The organism is Viridibacillus soli (assembly GCF_016612995.1).
Classification (GTDB): Bacteria; Bacillota; Bacilli; order Bacillales_A; family Planococcaceae; genus Viridibacillus; species Viridibacillus soli.
The window spans coordinates 98360-114778 of the sequence record NZ_JAEOAH010000007.1 but is presented as its reverse complement, the minus strand read 5'-3'; the positions used below and the strand labels follow the sequence as shown (position 1 = coordinate 114778).

Below are 16419 nucleotides of genomic sequence, written 5' to 3'. Positions count from 1 at the left end.
TTATCAACCTTCCCAATTATTTATTTTTGCAAAATATATAGAGTCTACCCATTCACCTTGAGTCCAATGAGTATCCTTAAAATACCCTTCTTGCATAAAAGATAATTTTTCAAAAAAACATTTTTTTTGTTTATCTATCGAATAAATCTCAGCCCATAGTTTATGTAAATTTAATTCACCAAACCCATACTGCTCCATGATTTTACCTGCATCAATAGCATATTTTTCATCAATATATAATTTTTCTTTGCCGATATAGATGCTAAAATCCGCATTTCTATTTATCCAGTCAATATAACAAAGCCCACATGCCCCAATTAGTTCATTTGTTTCTAAATCAACAATAGCAAACATTCTAGTATTTGAATCTTGCATCACGTATTTCTCAAACCAAAAATTTTGATTTTCAGCATTTAATTCACGAAATTCTCTAAAGTAAAGTCGAAATTCAGGTTGATTTCTCCACTCTAATAATTGTGATAAATCATTTCTTTCAATGGCTCTTAACCCTGTATAAGTACCTGTTAGCATATGAAGTCTCCTTTTAAAATAGGTTCCCCTTTATTCTTCCTTTGCTTCATTATAGAACCAATTACTTGATTAGCTTCAAATGGTAAATAAATCCCTTTAGGCGCAGGTCTTAAAAATTCAATATGATTTTCTGTTATTAACATTCCAGCTTCAATACTTTCCTTTAGATAAATCCCCCTACGCTGTACTACTACCGTCTCTTTTTCATTTTCTTCAATTACTTTAACACCATTGCCTAATGCATTTTCTAACTCTCTTGATCGTTCAACCATCTCTATCCATGTTTTAGGATTCATAGAGAAGGGATGATCTGGACCAACACGGTTATTATTATCTGTAAAATGTTTTTCAATGATGCGTGCACCTATAGCTATAGACCCTAATACGGTCGCATGTCCAGGTGTATGATCTGACAATCCTAAAATCATATTTGGGTACATTGTTGCGTATGTTTTTAATACATTCAAGTTAATATATTTAAAGTTTTCTAAACTGCCTGTATAGTTTGTATTACACTGCATTAAGACAATTTCTTTGTTGTATTTCAAAATGGTATTTACTGCGCGTTGTACATCTGTAAAATCTGCAGCACCCGTTGCTAATAATGTAGGCTTATTCTTTTTAGCAACATGCTCGATAAACTCTATCCAGGTAATATCTCCTGAACCGATTTTATAAGCTTCTACTAGTGGATCAATCTCTTCCACTGCACTAAAATCATAAGGTGTAGTAAAAAATTCGATTTCAGCTTTAAGCGCCTCATCTCGTAACTCTTCATTCCAATTCCGATTTAATTCATAATGTTTAAAAATATCGAATACACTTTTTTCCCAATTAGATTGATGACTGCTCTGGCCAACTAATTGTTTAAAGCCCAAATCGCTGACAATTTTTTCAGCTTGAAAATGTTGGAATTTTACTGCATCTGCACCCGCTTCTTTACATAACCAAATTAATTCTTTCGCCCTGTTCAAATCCCTATCATGATTAGAGGCAATATCAGCTATAAAGTATGTAGGTTGCTGAAATGAGATTTTCTTCTTTCCAATTGTGATTTCATATTTATAATCCATGCATTTCACCCTCTTTATATTTTTCACATAATGACTCAATTACTTCATTAGAGGTCGGTACTACATTATCAGTCAATATTTCTTCTAGTTTATTCACATTTAGCCCTAATGAATTCGCACGATCTATTCCTTTCATTACTTTAAGTGAACCTTTTTCTACTAAATATTCCTTTTCGAATCTCGTGGCTATAGCTACAATAAATTCATACTTAGAAAGCACATCTTTAGCTGCTAAATTTACTATCCCAGTTATTCGCTTTTCTATTAGTTCCAGCAATATATATGAGAAATGATATACATCAATACTTGAAGTATAAAAGTCTTCAAATGCGTTAATTTTCTCATTTTTTTCGAGTGTACTAAATACCCACTCAGCAAAAGTTGGGGAGTTCTCCTTATTTCTAAAGCCTACAATATTTGTTCTGATGACAAGGGTGTTCCTATAGGTCAAAGAAAGAGTTTCTCCAATGAACTTAGTACGTGCATATTCGTTTAATAAATAAATAGGATCTTCTTCACTATGCTGAAATTTATAATCATTTATATAAAAATGATCTGTTGAAATTTGTATGAAATAGCTATTAGCTTTTCGACATGCGTTTGCAATTTGTCCAGGCAAGCGACCATTTAAGAGATATGCATTTTCTGGATTATTCTCACATTCTAAAAGATTAATCATAGCAACTGTATTAATCACTATATTTGGTTTTTTTTTTTCTATAAATGTCATTAACATATCGCTTTCATACATCAAGTCAATATCATAGTCACTATTTGACCGTGAAATTGTAATAATATTAATTCCTTTATCCTTAAATATATTATGGATAGCTTGGCCTAGCATTCCATTAGATCCTATTAAAAAAATCTCCACACTTATTCACCTAATTTTTTTTGTTGGATATTTGCATTTATTTTAATTAGCTCTGGATTATTTTCTAATTTTTCTATGATCATTTCCAAATCAAAATGCTTATCCATTTTATATAAATCTAAAAGGATAATAGATATAAGCTTAAAATCTTCTGGAGTATCTACAGTTAATCGAAACCCGCTGATATCTTTTTCTGAATTTATATATTGACCAATAGTATATTTATCACTATTCAAATATAAGTGTGGAGTAACATGCTCTCTTTCATATGCTTCATTTGCATTAAAAAAAGCACTTCGCAAAGCATTCATTGAGAACACTTCTGTATCCATACCTCTAGGAAAAGTGCGTGTTTGAGTATTTGATACATAATCATATTCATTATTACAATAATACTGGATTACAGAATCAATAATTTCAGGGTCAATTAATGGACAATCTGAAGTCATTCTAACAACTAAATCGGCATCATATTGTTCAGCTGCATTATAGTATCTCTCTAAAACGTCTTGCTCGGATCCTTCAAAATAAGACACATTTAATTTAGTACATAATTGAATAATAGGGTCATTATTATCACTAGTAGTAGCAATAACAATTTCGTCAATTAATTTAGATCTCTGCATTCTTTCAATCTGGTACTCCAATAGAGGTATACCATTTATTTCTTTCATTACTTTTCCAGGTAATCTAGTGGAACCCATTCTAGCTTGTACAATACCTACTATTTTCATATTCTACCCACTCTTTTATCACATATTTCCTACTAAATCTCTCAATTGTTCAACTGTTAGCCATTCCGTATTATTATCACTAGTATAACTGAAGCTTTCATCTAAAGTTTTTGAGCCTTCAGAAAACTCTTTTGACCACCAAGAGAACTCAGGTTGAATAACATAATAATCATCAAATTCTACAGTATGTCTTGCATCATCTTCTGTAATCATAGCTTCATGTAATTTTTCACCTGGGCGAATACCTATGTATTTAATCTCACATTCAGGTCCAATTGCCTTTGCTAAATCAGTTACCTTCATGCTTGGAATTTTTGGAATAAATAACTCTCCACCGTGCATACGTGTTAAGTTATCAATGACAAATTGAACACCTTTATCTAATGTAATCCAGAAACGTGTCATTCGTTCATCCGTAACTGGTAATACACCTGTTTCGCGTATTTTCTTAAAGAAAGGTACCACACTTCCTCTACTACCTACTACGTTACCATAACGAACTACTGAAAATTCCGTATGTTTTTCACCAACATAAGCGTTAGCTGCGATAAATAATTTATCAGAAGCTAATTTTGTAGCACCGTATAAATTAACTGGACTACATGCTTTGTCTGTCGATAATGCGATTACTTTATCTACACCTTTATCAATAGCTGCTTCGATAATATTTTGTGCACCGTGAATATTTGTTTTAATTGCTTCAAATGGATTGTATTCACATGCACCTACATGTTTTAATGCAGCTGCATGAATCACGATATCAACACCATCAAAAGCACGATACAAACGATCTTTATCTCGAACATCGCCGATAAAGAAACGAATACGTGAATCTGTAAATTCTTGTGCCATTTCATATTGTTTCAATTCATCTCGACTAAAAACTATTATTTTTTTGACATCTAGTGCTAAAGCACGTCTAATAAATTTCTTACCAAAAGAGCCTGTTCCACCTGTCACGAGTACTACTTTATCTTGTAGTGGGTTCTGATTCATCATGTCTCACCTATCCCGTTTCTTTTTATGTATAGTTACTATTTACTATATCACTTTTTAAAAACAATATATACTACACTTTATATCGGCAATATCAAAAAATTATAAAGAAAAACCCGTTTCTAATTAGAAACGGGCGATATATATTGCATTAGTAGCTCTCTCAACTTACATACTTTAACATTATCAAATTTATCAAGTAATTCACTTGTTTCTATATAGGGAGCCCCTTTTATTTTTGCTCCTAAATACGCTGTATTATATATATCTATATGTTGAGTAGAAATCTTTCTCTCAAACCATATGATACGTTCGTAAATTAGAAGTTGAATAAATGTATTCACCATTATTTGCAAGAATTTTATCAAGGATTTTTGTGTTTTTCACATCTATTCCAGATGTTGAATGTTCTGCATGGGTACACCCTCCACTGAAGCCCATATCCTGACCAAATAAATAATAAGAATCGAAATTAAAATTCATTAACAAAGAAAGGCCTAGAGTTGCAACCGACCCTCCTGTATCAAGTAATGGTGATTTTCTATTCTTTGCTTCTTTAATTGCCGCTGGGTATCCGTCTTGAAACAAGACTACTTTTAAGCCATTATGAATATTAACTGCTTTTTTATTAGCTGTAGATAAATAAAATAAAACTCCCTCAAAGCCAGAGTCTTCTAATTGTTCAACAACACCATCTAGCGGGTCACTAATAATTACCGCATCAGGTACTATACCTTCTTGCATAAGTTTTTTTAAAGCAGATCCTACCACTAGTATAAAGCAGTTTTCTTCAATTTTTTTTAACGAATGAATTGTATCATTTAAAGAGGGCCCTGAAGCTACTAAAGCCCCTACACAACCTTGCCCAATCCCTTTAAGTAATTCGATACCCTTATGATTATTGGCGATATTTTCAATAAAATTCTCGTACATAATTTCACTGAAGGTACGATAAGACATTTGCCTAATTTTAATATGACTATCTGTAAATGTTCCGCCGATAAACTTTTCAACTCCATTTGTCCAGTCACAAAATGAACACGGTCACTTTGCAAGAGCTGTGCCGATCCATATTGCCAACAAAAATCCAACTCTTTTTTATCTACTAACACGATATAGATAGCAGTATCCTGAGTTAAGTTTAATAGAGCTTCTGCATGATATCCCAGTCCTAACCCAAATAAAATATAATGTTTCGTTTGGACATTTACTTCCTTACTTATAAATTTCTCAGCCTCTTGTTTAGGGTTATATTTGCTATACAGATAAATGCCGTTCAGTTGCATCGTATTAACATCATTCTTCGCTCGTTCAACAACCCAATGCATTAGTTTTGAGGTACCTCGATTGTTGTACACCTTTCAAAAAACGGGGCAATCTCGTATTCAAACAAATCGGCTACTAATACAAAATCTTGGATTTCTAGACCACCATTGATTTCTTCTAAAAACTCATTCATTTTCATAATTTCCAATTCTAAATGTACATTATTTTTTTGCAATAATTCAGCTGCTTGCATTAACCAAGTAATTCCTTCTGAAAAATCAGTAATTATATGAAATGCTTCTGCAGTACGATCTTCTCTTAATAATTCTGCAATTAACAAACTTCCGCTTTCAATTTTATCAATATAACTATTATAACTTCCTATTACATCTTCTAGATATTCTATCATTTTATATAATTCTCCTTGTTTTTTAGTTGGTAAATGACTGATTCTATATTTTCCTTTGATTCTTTTGTCACTTCTAATAAATTTTTATATAATGATTTTGATTGATTATATACACGTTGATACGTTTCAATAACTGTCTCATTTTCATTTTCTAAGAAAGCTTGACTAGATTCTAATACAAGAGGCCCTACAATAAATTGCATTTGTACATCTGGATATAGCTTCATTAATTTCTTATCAATTTTGTCTAATTTCTTTAGTGAATTTTTACTAAAGTCTACTTCCGACTTATTCTTCTTCAAAATCAACAGCGCCTCTGATAGGTAACTATTAATTTTATCGTAAATAATCAATTCATCTTCAAAAATATCAACTAAACTGTGATCATCTATTTCATTATTAACGAGCATTTCTATAGAAAAGTTATCTTGTATATTTTGCACATCCACATATTTTTCACAAAACTCTTGGAAAGGTATTTGATTATACCCATTGATTTTCAAACCACCTTCAGTACAATTGTATACTGGAACCTTAGAAGGAGCTAATTTTGCCATTTCTTCAAAAGTCGTTTTCATAGAATATAAAACTTTCGATGTAGACACTCTATCACCATAGTATCCATCAGCTACCATAATTCCCCCTGACACTATTTCTTGTTTGGTAATTTTTCTTTCATGTTTATTATTGGAAGCATGCGTTTTATTGTTTGTATAGGCTAAATCTTGTCCAATCATAGCTATTGGACCTGAAGAAATATATTGTGCGATACTTAAAGCAAAATGTGCAACCGTACCACCACCAATTATTTTGGGGAAATGACGATCAAATTTACGATTAAAATAATCTACAGTTTGATTTTCTTCACTTGTTACAAATGCAAAAGCCTTCTTTTTAAATGAATGTCGAATTTTTGGGTGATTAAATGCACAATAGATTAATCTTGCATTTTTAATTTCCAACTCTTTAAAGTGATGATAATTGGACTCCCCACCATCAATGGAAACAACAAAGTCAGGTTCAATATTTGCAGCTAATAAAGAATTAATCGTTGAACCAGCAGCAATTAGGATAGCATTATCTTTTATTCGCTTTAATAAAGGGAGTTGTTTTGTTAATGATGGACCTCCAGAAGCGATGATTACAGGTTTACTATATTTTCTATGTATTTTTTCCAAACTATAATCATTTATCACAGAAATTGTATTTTCAGCTAAATTTTTTTGCCATTTTTTAGAAAATAAAATTGTTGTATTTTCATTAATAATACTCTTTTCTTGGTAATCTTTTATCAAATGTAAAGTTGATCTTAGTTCTTTAGGAAATAACTTATCGTAATTATAAGAACAAATTACTTTTACTTTCGATTCTTTAGAAGAAGTTATCCCAGAAATATACATACCGAGAGTATTTTCTTCACTTGAACTCCAGTAATAAAACGGTTCTCTCTTATGTCTTTCATGAATTTTAATAATCCCTTGCTCTATCATTGGGTCTATTATTAGTATTTTTTCTCCATGTGCTAATTGCTCAGAGAGTGCGTCTATTATATAACCATTACCATATCCAAATATTATATGAGAGTGATGCATTGCATATTGTTCTTTAGCGTATTTCTGAGCTTCCTTAATAGGATTGTATTTACTATGTAAAAGGTATCCATCTATTTTTAGAACAGCATGACCTGTTTTTGCTTCAAGTGCTTCTATTTTAAATGTCCGTCCCATATTCTCCACCTCATTAATCTTATCGTCAATTTTTCAATAATTTTAAGTAATAAATATATCAGAAACTAATTTAGTTCTATTTCGAATAGATAAAAAGCCTCATTCTCTTATAAGAGAACGAGGCTTTAATTTCAAATGCTAAACTATTATTGTAATAATTGAAGAACACCTTGTGGTTGTTGGTTAGCTTGAGCTAGCATAGATTGTGCAGCTTGAGTTAAGATGTTGTTCTTCGTGAAGTTCATCATCTCTTTCGCCATATCTGTATCACGGATACGAGATTCAGCTGCAGATAAGTTTTCAGATGTTGCACCAAGGTTGTTAATAGTATGTTCTAAGCGATTTTGAACAGCACCTAGAGATGCACGTGTTTCAGAAACTGATTTTAATGCTGTTTCGATAGTTGTAATTGCAGTATTTGCACCATCTTGAGTTGTAATGTCAACGCCGCCAGTACCAACTTTAACTCCTAGTGCACTCGCACCCATATCCATAACGCTTAAATTGATAGATTGATCAGCGTTAGCACCGATGTGGAATACTTTACCACCCGAAGCTGTTGCTGAACCAGCTCCAGTAATTGCTGCACCAAAGCTACCGTTTAATAGTTTTTGAGTATTGAACTCAGTATCAGTTGAAATACGAGTAATTTCTTCAGATAAAGAGTTAATCTCTAATTGAAGCGCTTCACGATCAGAATCTACGTTTGTATCGTTTGCAGATTGTACTGATAATTCACGCATACGTTGTAGGATAGCATGAGTTTCGTTAAGAGCACCCTCAGCAGTTTGGATTAAAGAGATAGAATCTTGAGCATTTTTAGTTGCCATGTCAAGTCCGCGGATTTGTCCACGCATTTTTTCAGAGATAGCAAGACCAGCAGCGTCGTCTCCAGCGCGGTTGATTTTGTAACCTGAAGATAATTTTTCTAAGTTTTTAGCTGATTCTGCGTTGTTGAAACCTAAGTTACGGTGTGTGTTTAAAGCTGAAATGTTGTGTTGAATTCTCATTGTGAGATTCCTCCTTGAAATTGTTTTTTTAGTTCCACATCCATGTGGACTGTGTTTGACTGATGGCTCGTATTTACTTACCCTCTGCCCTACAATACTTATATCGTACCTTTATAGAAATGTTTAATAGTTTTTTAGATTTTTTTAAAAGTTTTTTTGGAGATTTGCTCTAAAAGTGATTGCGATACATTCAGTGCTTCTTTGTTCTGCTCCTGAATGGCTTGATAAACTTCTGAGCGATGCACTTTTACTGTTTTCGGTGCGACAATACCTAGCTTGACTTGCTCTCCGTCTACTGACAGTATTTTCAGCTCAATTTGATCGCCTATCATTATAGACTCCCCCGTCTTACGTGTAAGGACTAGCATTATTTCACACTTCCTTCCAATGCACCTATTGGGTGGCGTAGCGCGTATTTCTCGTTGTCTTGAAGCACGATCTGTTTGCCAATTTTTTCTTTGACGTTTATAAGGACTGGTGCCAGTAAATTGAGTGTTGATGCTTCGAGCGGGTCCTTTAAAGTAACTATGGAGTAAGTGACAATATCTGATTCCTCTTTTACTCGCAACACCTTTTTATCTGATTCTAACAAATCGAATGCATAATCTTTTTTGAATAAGAAAGGAAACGCAACGACAAATCCTACTACAACTTGTTCAGTTGATTGCAATAAGCAAAAAGGTGATTCTTTCTCTAATGGTAAGAGAACGAACTTTTTAGATTCCTCAAACCCTGGAATCCCTTCTTCAAATGTAATAATATTTTCTTTTTCAATTTCTACAGAACCCAAAAATTTTGTTTCTATATTCATCTGTATTCTCCTTTTATAACTGTAGTTTCTATTGATGGGTATTGTAGCATTGTTCCATTCACATCACCCTGTGTATAATCATGTACTACCTTACCAATTTGAACATTAATTTTTGGGTCTTGAGGAGTAATATTAATATCTAGCTGTTCAGGTACATATTTTATTTTCACTGATCCTACTGATGGTTTCCAAGCGATTCCAATGTTTTTTGGTGCTGGATTTGCATTATTTTGGGCAATGGAGGGTATGACACTACCTTTTCCTTTTCCAATATTCATCATTTGACGTCCTTCACTCGCTCTTCTGCCAATGCCTTCTAAACCCTTTTGGCGGCCATCGCTAGCAAATTTCTGAATGGATTCTCGATTTGTATATAAACCCAAATCTCGATAAGCTTGCGAAGAATCTACTAGTAATTTAGCCGACTCTGAATTCATTTGTAGGATAGCTGCCGGCTGTTCAATATGTTGCTGTGCTCGAGGCTGTTTGATTACTTGTACTGGATCTATAATATTAAGTCTCATTTTTGCATCCGTTGTATGAATTTGAATTTGATCAAGTTTCATAGACATTTTACTCCTTTGAAAAAGGCTCTCGCTCTAAAGTAGCGAGAGCCTTTTGGCTAAGTATTGATTATAGGAAATCTACTAAAGTAGGTTGAATGATACGACTACCTACTGATAGTGCTGCACGGTGAACTGATTCTTCTGTAATTAATTGTGAAATTACTTTTTCGTAATCTACATCTTCATTGATAGACAGTTGTTTTGTAACAGATACTTCTTGAGCAGTAAGACGATCTGTCATCATTTCTACACGATTTTGTTTTGCTCCTACTTGAGCAAGTGCACCTAATACTTCGTTGTGCTCGTTTTCAATATCAGTCAATAAACTTCCTATCTCAGTACCAGACAAAGTACCTGCATTTAGTGCATCTGTATCATTTAGTTTCGTTTGAACTTCGCTCATTAGATTATCTATATTTTTAAAGAGGTCTGCACCATTTGTATTTACGCCCAATGTTACACCATTATACACTTCAATAATAACCTGCTTGTTATTGCCCTGAAGTGTTGCAAGCTCACCAGCGCCAGCATTTGCTGTTGAATTTGCAAATAACGGCTCTAACGTTTTAGTGCCACTGAAAATATATTTTTCACCACTTTGTGTGTTAGCAATATCTCGAACTTGTTGACGGATTTGATCAATTTCTTGTTTAATTTTCCCTCTTTCTTCGTCTGTGTTAGTATCATTTGCAGCTTGTATTACAAGGTCTTTTACACGCTTTATAGCGTCTGCAACTTGGCTTAATGCATCATCTGTAGCGTCTAAAAAGCCTGTTACTTCATCCATATTCTTTAAAAATTGTGCATTTTTTGTTAAATCTGTACGGTATCCCATAGCTTTAATAGCCGCCACTGGATCATCAGATGGGCGTGTAAGCCTAGAACCTGAAGCTATCTGCTGTTGTAACTTACCCATTTTATTGTAGCTGTTGTTCAAATTACGTAGCATATTACTTGCTAACATTGTTTGTGTTGTACGCATTTAAATAGCCTCCTATAGCCCTACACGGCCCATGCCATTGATGATTTTATCTAACGTTTCGTCTACTACTGTTATCATACGTGCTGAAGCATTATACGCTTGTTGGAACATGATCATATTCGTAATTTCTTCATCTATCTGTACCGAGCTTTCAGAGGCACGACGTTCACTATTCCCTAATTGGTTTATCGCAGATCTTTCCGCCTGAGAATAGGCTTCTAACCCCTTCACACCCATTTTACCTATAATACCTTGGAAGAATGATTGTGTTGTAGCACCCTCTAGGTCATCTACATCTTTTGTGAAGGATAATTCAAATGAAGTCCCATTACCTAAATCAATTACTTTTCCATCAGATAATGAAGTGTTTTCTAAATTGGATAAAATAAGGGCTAATTTACCATTACCTTCTTCATTAGGTTCAGTTGACGCTGCGATCTGTGATGGGTCTGTAATTTTAACCGTTACTTTTCCATCATCATCAATTGCAAAGAAGTCTTCTCCGTTTGTAGAGCTATTAAATTGGTATCCTTGATTGTGAATTTGATTAAATGCACTGACAAATGCCTGTGCAAGTTTACTTAAATCTTGTAGTGTACTCGGATAATCACCTTGTGGAAATGTACTTCCAGCATCTGCATATCCATATGAATGAGCTAGGGAAATCATCTTACCACCACCAATATGCAAGTCATCTACCTTTATAGATTTGCTTTCGAATTGATTTGGCTTTAATTTTTCAGCCTCTTCTACTTTAACTAATTCTGAAACACCAAAGCCAGTAAACGCTTGGAATTCTTTTAAGTCTTTAGTTAGTGCCTCAGCATCTCCGGTTATTTTACCATCGTCAGCTACTTTTTTCCCTTGCGCTTGTAATTGTGCAACTTTATTTCCTTCAACAAGAGTTGTATCCGTACCTTTAAATTTAATAACTACTGCGCCTTCAGCCATCCCTAAAGAGAGCCCGCCAGATTTTGTGTAGCTAATTTCAATTGGTACATATTCCGATAATTCATCAATTAATTTATCGCGTTCATCATACAAACCATTAGGTAAGTGGCCATTTGGTTCAACTTTTTGAATTTGCTCATTTAAACTAGCTATTTGACGTAATATTGAGTTAATCTTTTCTGTTTGAACACTTAGTTGGTTTTTTAAGTTTCCTTGAACTTCATTTAGTTGTCCATTTATGTAATTGAAAGAATCTGCTAAATGTGTGGCATGCTCTAAAGCAACTGTACGTGTAGCTGAAGTTTCCGGGCCTTTACTAATTGCTTGCATTGCCTGATAAAAATTATTAAACGCTTGCTTTAAGCCATAGTCAGATGGCTCCTTCATAATATCTTCCATTTGGTCCATAGATTCTGTTTTTGCACCCCAATAACCTAATCTCGTCGCCTCTTGCCTAAACTGTCTATCAACAAACTGATTGCGAATACGTTGTATGGACCCTGCTTCTACCCCCGTACCAATATGGCCGGCTGTCTTAGGACCGTCTAAGCCGGAACCTGGAAAACCTAGTGTTGCTTGCATGTTAACACGTTGACGTGAATACCCAATTGTGTTGGCGTTGGATATGTTATGACCTGTTGTGTATAGAGCCGTTTGTTGTGTGAATAGGCCTCGTTTACTTGTTTCTAATCCCATAAATGTAGAGCGCATTAAATTTCCTCCTCTATCTCATTTTCACTATGCTTGTGAGTCAAAATATGTGTTTTCTTTTGAGTTATTGCTACCGCGGGCATTATTCGAAGAATAATTGATTTGGTCCGGGCGTGGCCGTAGCATATCTAATGTCAGATTGACGAATTGCAGTGATTGGAAAATAATTTTTTGGTTTAGCTCATTTTGGTGTTTCAGTGTTTCGATGGCGAGTAGCAGTTTTTTGCGTGCTTCGTCCAATTTAAAATGTTCTTCAGGATTATTAGCTACTTCCATTACTTGAGCGACAGTTGCATGTTCAGCATGAGCAATTCCTTTTGCCTCGAGGTAATCCGTTACCTTTTGCTGACGCTGTAGCTCAAGCTGTGTGATGGCAGCTACATGCGATTGCTCATCCTTGAGCAATTGATTGAGTCCGTCCATGTCTCCTGTTTTTATAAACTCCGTTTTATTATATGCGAGTTTTAGCAGGCTTTTATGCATCTTTTCTAATCTATCCATAATGGATAAAATAATTTCAATGGACATTTCTCATACTCCTTTTACTTATGGTCGATAGTATTTCAACATATCCCCAGCAACTTTTTTTGCGTCTACTTTATAATTACCATCTTGAATTTGAACCTTTAACTCTTGTATACGTTCAGCTCTTTCATCTGCATAGCTGACGATCCCTTGAAGGTCTTTAGCAGCAGAAGAAATCACGAGCTGGTCTGCTGTATCGGCTACTGATTTCTTTGCGAAATCAGATTTTACAGGTTGATTTTTGTATGGATTCACCGCGTTAACACCGTAATTAAAAATTTTCATAAAGAATGACCTCCTTCCACTCTGTCCTATTGTCTACTAATTATTTCGGTTAGATTATGTCGATGTTAAGTATTTTGTAATAAAAGCGAAAGACATCCTAATCCATTTTTTCATTGCTAGTGCTATGTACCTTTGTTGATGAAGGATACTTGGGCGGAGATTGGCGTTGCTCACGCGAGATTTAGTGTAATTTGTAAGGTTTATGTCTAATTGAAATTTTTAGATTTTAAAAAAAATAAAAAATCTCCACATACTAAGTATGCGAAGATTTAGGCGTTATTACTTTTTCTTTTTAGCGTCTGCATAATATGTTGCCCGCTCTGAATTTTCGACGCTTGATCTAAATTCTTTTGCAGCTTCGAACTTACTTAGTTCGGATTGCAACTCATTTACACAATTAGTACACATTTTACCTTTTGTCGTTAATGACCCACAGTTGTCGCAAGGATAGCCTAGATTCGGGAACATTGCTGGCTGTAAACGCCCTTTACGTACCCATTTATGTAACAAATCCTCTTCTACACCTGTCGCTTCAACAATTCGATCGATTGTCGCTGCCCGGTTATCACGTTTACGTAAGAAACGATAAACGACCTCATACATTTTTTCTTCATCTTGAGCACATTTCCCGCAAACTTCTCTTATGCCAGTATAATTATAAAAGTCCCCACATTTAGGACAACTCCGCAACTCTCCCATTTACTTACCCCCTGAATTTTAAAAACTACTACTTAATATACTAGTTGTATTGTCGGTAAAATCAACCTAAAATTTATAAAAAATAGTGAGTTTGTACAGAATCGTACGATTTATAGAAATATTTTTCACTACCCTTGAATAAGTGTCAATGCTTTCACAGAGGGTGCTCCTGCTTCTATTAGTATGGCTTTTGCTTGTTCTAAAGTAGTACCTGTTGTGACAATATCATCTATTAAAATATATGACCGGTTTTCAATATTAGCATCCAGCTTTAATCGGAATAGCTGTGCGCTTTGTTCACGCCCACTTTTCGACTTAGAAGATTGTGATTCGGATGAAATTTTCTCTAGTAAGTGTGTGTATGGTATTCCAGCTGCTTTCAATAGTTCGTCGATATGTGCGAAGGTGCGCGTTTTCATTTTGTCTGGATGCATTGGAATAGGCACAATGATAGCGTCCACGTTTTTGAGCGCATTCGCAATTTCTTGTCTAAAGACATCTTTTAACACAATGTCTTTGAGAAATTTATATTGATGAAGAAAGTCTTTCATTGCTTCATTGTAATGAAATAATGCATGGACATGCGGAGACTTTTGCTGCTCCGGTTTAACACATTCAAATTTACTGTGGCACGTAGGACAAATAACTGGTTGTTGTTCATTAAAAATGAACCGATTCCAAGTTAGTTGGTGTTTTAGCGGCTTGGAGCATAGTAGACAAATAGCGCTCATATCGTAGAAAGCTCCGTCTGATTGAGCCGTCTAATTTCTTTACGTGCTACATCCATTTCTACTGAAATGCCATGATGAAAGAAAACGAGATCGCCTGTAGGGCAATCAAAGGATCTGCCAACCCTTCCACCAATTTGAATGAGCGCACTGGAAGTGAAGATACCACTTTCCGCTCCAACTACAGCAACTTGCACATTTGGAATTGTAATACCGCGTTCTAAAATGGTTGTTGTTAATAGCCCTGGTACATTTTTCGCTCGGAGCTTTAGTACTTTTTCTTTGCGGTCGGGATCCTCTGCATGCACGGCTTGGATGTTGAAGTCGAGCTGCTGAAATAACGGGATTGCCATTTCCATTAATGCAATGGTTGGGAAAAAGATAAGAAAAGGTCGATTTCCTTGAATCTGAGCATGCGTCCAATTAATAAGTTTCCTTGGCAGCTTGCCTGATTCAATTCGCTTTGTGTAGCGCCAAAGTGTGTCATAGCGTGGTACTGGCAGCGGTTTTCCGTGATATCTTCTTGGAATAAATGAATAACCACCTTGCTGTTTTTTTATCTGACTGAGAAGTTTGTCTGATGGTGTTGCAGTGACATACATAATCGGCGAGGAGCTTTTTTTCGCTTTGATGACAGCTTGTTGCAATGTTTCGTCATGCGTATACGGGAATGCGTCCGCTTCGTCGACAATAATTATATCGAAGGCATTTTCAAAGCGATAGAGCTGATGTGTCGTTGCTATAACGAGTGGTGCATAGCTATTATCGATTTCCGCCCCGCCATAGAGTACTTGCGTATTTGTATTCGGAAAAACCTGTTTTAAACGTGGTGCAAGCTCTAGAACAACATCAGTTCTAGGTGTCGCTACGGCGATACGTTTTCCTTGTTTTAAGCATTCGTGAATAGCTGGGAAAAGAATCTCTGTTTTTCCAGAACCACAAACGGCGTGTAATAAATGGGTTCTGTTTTCTTTTATACTTTCGATTAGCTCATTTGCAGCCTTTTGCTGATAGGGTGTGAAGGTGCCTGTCCAAGTAAATGGATGATTGGACGACTTTTTAGGTGCAGGGCCAATCCATTTGATGAGATCAGAACAGCTGCTAACACGCCCCATGCTAATGCAATGTCTACAGTAGACACAATAGTTTTCACAAGCAGCGCAATGATATTTTATAAAAAGGGTTGGGTTTTTGTTAGCACAGCGATTGCATATATAGTTTGTATGGGAAAGTTTCTGCACACCAGGGAGGTTGGAAATGAAGCCAAGTTGGATGTGCTGGTTGATTTGTTCTTCGGAGTAGGGTGAGTGATCGCGCAGCCAAATGCGTCCTGTTAGGAAATCGCGTATGGATGGGTTTTCAAGGGTACCTAGATAACAACATTTGTTGCTCTGTAGCTTCGATAATTTTTTTCGCAATAATTTCCTCCTTTTAGGGGTTAGAGTTGGATTTATTTTACAAGTTTTATCGTAGGGATGCAAGGGGTGGGTATATCGGGAGTTGTTCCTTATGAGATTATAGTTTACTGGCAACTTTTGCGG

The 16419-nt window shown here is 35.1% G+C and carries 20 protein-coding genes; all 20 read right to left on the bottom strand.

Annotated elements, in window-relative coordinates; genetic code table 11:
• Positions 1-3: 3 nt before the first annotated feature.
• The 20 genes from JFL43_RS08195 to JFL43_RS08100 all read right to left on the bottom strand — a co-directional run bounded on the left by JFL43_RS08195 (position 4) and on the right by JFL43_RS08100 (position 16296).
• The gene (locus JFL43_RS08195; protein ID WP_200748646.1) at positions 4-531 is read right to left on the bottom strand and encodes a GNAT family N-acetyltransferase; all 528 of its coding nucleotides are present in this window, start codon (positions 529-531) and stop codon (positions 4-6) included.
• On the bottom strand, positions 525-1604 hold the full coding sequence (locus JFL43_RS08190; RefSeq protein ID WP_200748645.1) for an N-acetylneuraminate synthase family protein: 1080 nt from the start codon (positions 1602-1604) through the stop codon (positions 525-527). The genes JFL43_RS08195 and JFL43_RS08190 overlap by 7 nt, the downstream gene beginning before the upstream one ends.
• The gene (locus JFL43_RS08185) at positions 1594-2478 is read right to left on the bottom strand and encodes an SDR family oxidoreductase (protein ID WP_200748644.1); all 885 of its coding nucleotides are present in this window, start codon (positions 2476-2478) and stop codon (positions 1594-1596) included. The genes JFL43_RS08190 and JFL43_RS08185 overlap by 11 nt, the downstream gene beginning before the upstream one ends.
• 2 nt (positions 2479-2480) lie before the next feature.
• A complete protein-coding gene (locus tag JFL43_RS08180) occupies positions 2481-3212 on the bottom strand; it encodes a cytidylyltransferase domain-containing protein (RefSeq protein WP_200748643.1) in 732 nt (243 codons plus the stop codon).
• Between the two features lie 18 nt (positions 3213-3230).
• On the bottom strand, positions 3231-4211 hold the full coding sequence (gene pseB, locus JFL43_RS08175) for a UDP-N-acetylglucosamine 4,6-dehydratase (inverting) (RefSeq protein ID WP_234447664.1): 981 nt from the start codon (positions 4209-4211) through the stop codon (positions 3231-3233).
• A 291-nt stretch (positions 4212-4502) separates the two neighbouring features.
• Positions 4503-5141: a motility associated factor glycosyltransferase family protein gene (locus tag JFL43_RS08170; RefSeq protein WP_200748642.1), complete on the bottom strand. Its 639-nt coding sequence runs from the start codon at positions 5139-5141 to the stop codon at positions 4503-4505.
• Positions 5060-5536, bottom strand: a complete 477-nt coding sequence (locus tag JFL43_RS08165; RefSeq protein ID WP_200748641.1) for a motility associated factor glycosyltransferase family protein — start codon at positions 5534-5536, stop codon at positions 5060-5062. Before JFL43_RS08165 ends, JFL43_RS08170 begins: the two co-directional genes overlap by 82 nt.
• Entirely contained in the window at positions 5536-5883 is a 348-nt protein-coding gene (locus JFL43_RS08160; RefSeq protein WP_200748640.1) for a hypothetical protein, read from the bottom strand. Before JFL43_RS08160 ends, JFL43_RS08165 begins: the two co-directional genes overlap by 1 nt.
• The gene (locus JFL43_RS08155) at positions 5880-7610 is read right to left on the bottom strand and encodes a motility associated factor glycosyltransferase family protein (RefSeq protein ID WP_200748639.1); all 1731 of its coding nucleotides are present in this window, start codon (positions 7608-7610) and stop codon (positions 5880-5882) included. Before JFL43_RS08155 ends, JFL43_RS08160 begins: the two co-directional genes overlap by 4 nt.
• Positions 7611-7756: 146 nt before the next feature.
• Positions 7757-8620, bottom strand: a complete 864-nt coding sequence (hag, locus tag JFL43_RS08150; protein ID WP_200748638.1) for a flagellin Hag — start codon at positions 8618-8620, stop codon at positions 7757-7759.
• Positions 8621-8754: 134 nt separating this feature from the next.
• Positions 8755-8988 carry a carbon storage regulator CsrA gene (gene csrA / locus JFL43_RS08145; RefSeq protein ID WP_200748637.1) on the bottom strand — a complete coding sequence of 78 codons (234 nt, stop codon included), beginning with the start codon at positions 8986-8988 and terminating at the stop codon, positions 8755-8757.
• A complete protein-coding gene (gene fliW / locus JFL43_RS08140; protein ID WP_200748636.1) occupies positions 8988-9431 on the bottom strand; it encodes a flagellar assembly protein FliW in 444 nt (147 codons plus the stop codon). The genes csrA and fliW overlap by 1 nt, the downstream gene beginning before the upstream one ends.
• A complete protein-coding gene (locus tag JFL43_RS08135; RefSeq protein WP_200748635.1) occupies positions 9428-9997 on the bottom strand; it encodes a DUF6470 family protein in 570 nt (189 codons plus the stop codon). Before JFL43_RS08135 ends, fliW begins: the two co-directional genes overlap by 4 nt.
• Positions 9998-10064: 67 nt before the next feature.
• The gene (gene flgL / locus JFL43_RS08130) at positions 10065-10979 is read right to left on the bottom strand and encodes a flagellar hook-associated protein FlgL (RefSeq protein WP_200748634.1); all 915 of its coding nucleotides are present in this window, start codon (positions 10977-10979) and stop codon (positions 10065-10067) included.
• Positions 10980-10991: 12 nt separating this feature from the next.
• A complete protein-coding gene (gene flgK, locus JFL43_RS08125) occupies positions 10992-12641 on the bottom strand; it encodes a flagellar hook-associated protein FlgK (protein WP_200748633.1) in 1650 nt (549 codons plus the stop codon).
• A 27-nt stretch (positions 12642-12668) separates the two neighbouring features.
• A complete protein-coding gene (locus JFL43_RS08120) occupies positions 12669-13169 on the bottom strand; it encodes a flagellar protein FlgN (RefSeq protein ID WP_200748632.1) in 501 nt (166 codons plus the stop codon).
• 18 nt (positions 13170-13187) lie between these two features.
• The gene (gene flgM, locus JFL43_RS08115; RefSeq protein ID WP_100794715.1) at positions 13188-13451 is read right to left on the bottom strand and encodes a flagellar biosynthesis anti-sigma factor FlgM; all 264 of its coding nucleotides are present in this window, start codon (positions 13449-13451) and stop codon (positions 13188-13190) included.
• Between the two features lie 279 nt (positions 13452-13730).
• Positions 13731-14150, bottom strand: a complete 420-nt coding sequence (locus tag JFL43_RS08110) for a TIGR03826 family flagellar region protein (RefSeq protein ID WP_100794716.1) — start codon at positions 14148-14150, stop codon at positions 13731-13733.
• 128 nt (positions 14151-14278) lie between these two features.
• The gene (locus tag JFL43_RS08105; protein WP_200748630.1) at positions 14279-14881 is read right to left on the bottom strand and encodes a ComF family protein; all 603 of its coding nucleotides are present in this window, start codon (positions 14879-14881) and stop codon (positions 14279-14281) included.
• The gene (locus tag JFL43_RS08100) at positions 14878-16296 is read right to left on the bottom strand and encodes a DEAD/DEAH box helicase (protein ID WP_200748629.1); all 1419 of its coding nucleotides are present in this window, start codon (positions 16294-16296) and stop codon (positions 14878-14880) included. The genes JFL43_RS08105 and JFL43_RS08100 overlap by 4 nt, the downstream gene beginning before the upstream one ends.
• Positions 16297-16419 lie beyond the last annotated feature (123 nt).

What these genes read in the sequence shown, in the direction of transcription:
- JFL43_RS08195 (WP_200748646.1), bottom strand. Translation starts at nt 531, where the DNA reads ATGCTAACAGGTACTTATACAGGGTTAAGAGCCATTGAAAGAAATGAT.
- JFL43_RS08190 (WP_200748645.1), bottom strand. Translation starts at nt 1,604, where the DNA reads ATGGATTATAAATATGAAATCACAATTGGAAAGAAGAAAATCTCATTT.
- JFL43_RS08180 (WP_200748643.1), bottom strand. Translation starts at nt 3,212, where the DNA reads ATGAAAATAGTAGGTATTGTACAAGCTAGAATGGGTTCCACTAGATTA.
- pseB (WP_234447664.1), bottom strand. Translation starts at nt 4,211, where the DNA reads ATGATGAATCAGAACCCACTACAAGATAAAGTAGTACTCGTGACAGGT.
- JFL43_RS08170 (WP_200748642.1), bottom strand. Translation starts at nt 5,141, where the DNA reads ATGTACGAGAATTTTATTGAAAATATCGCCAATAATCATAAGGGTATC.
- JFL43_RS08165 (WP_200748641.1), bottom strand. Translation starts at nt 5,536, where the DNA reads ATGCATTGGGTTGTTGAACGAGCGAAGAATGATGTTAATACGATGCAA.
- JFL43_RS08160 (WP_200748640.1), bottom strand. Translation starts at nt 5,883, where the DNA reads ATGATAGAATATCTAGAAGATGTAATAGGAAGTTATAATAGTTATATT.
- JFL43_RS08155 (WP_200748639.1), bottom strand. Translation starts at nt 7,610, where the DNA reads ATGGGACGGACATTTAAAATAGAAGCACTTGAAGCAAAAACAGGTCAT.
- hag (WP_200748638.1), bottom strand. Translation starts at nt 8,620, where the DNA reads ATGAGAATTCAACACAACATTTCAGCTTTAAACACACACCGTAACTTA.
- csrA (WP_200748637.1), bottom strand. Translation starts at nt 8,988, where the DNA reads ATGCTAGTCCTTACACGTAAGACGGGGGAGTCTATAATGATAGGCGAT.
- fliW (WP_200748636.1), bottom strand. Translation starts at nt 9,431, where the DNA reads ATGAATATAGAAACAAAATTTTTGGGTTCTGTAGAAATTGAAAAAGAA.
- JFL43_RS08135 (WP_200748635.1), bottom strand. Translation starts at nt 9,997, where the DNA reads ATGAAACTTGATCAAATTCAAATTCATACAACGGATGCAAAAATGAGA.
- flgL (WP_200748634.1), bottom strand. Translation starts at nt 10,979, where the DNA reads ATGCGTACAACACAAACAATGTTAGCAAGTAATATGCTACGTAATTTG.
- flgK (WP_200748633.1), bottom strand. Translation starts at nt 12,641, where the DNA reads ATGCGCTCTACATTTATGGGATTAGAAACAAGTAAACGAGGCCTATTC.
- JFL43_RS08120 (WP_200748632.1), bottom strand. Translation starts at nt 13,169, where the DNA reads ATGTCCATTGAAATTATTTTATCCATTATGGATAGATTAGAAAAGATG.
- flgM (WP_100794715.1), bottom strand. Translation starts at nt 13,451, where the DNA reads ATGAAAATTTTTAATTACGGTGTTAACGCGGTGAATCCATACAAAAAT.
- JFL43_RS08110 (WP_100794716.1), bottom strand. Translation starts at nt 14,150, where the DNA reads ATGGGAGAGTTGCGGAGTTGTCCTAAATGTGGGGACTTTTATAATTAT.
- JFL43_RS08105 (WP_200748630.1), bottom strand. Translation starts at nt 14,881, where the DNA reads ATGAGCGCTATTTGTCTACTATGCTCCAAGCCGCTAAAACACCAACTA.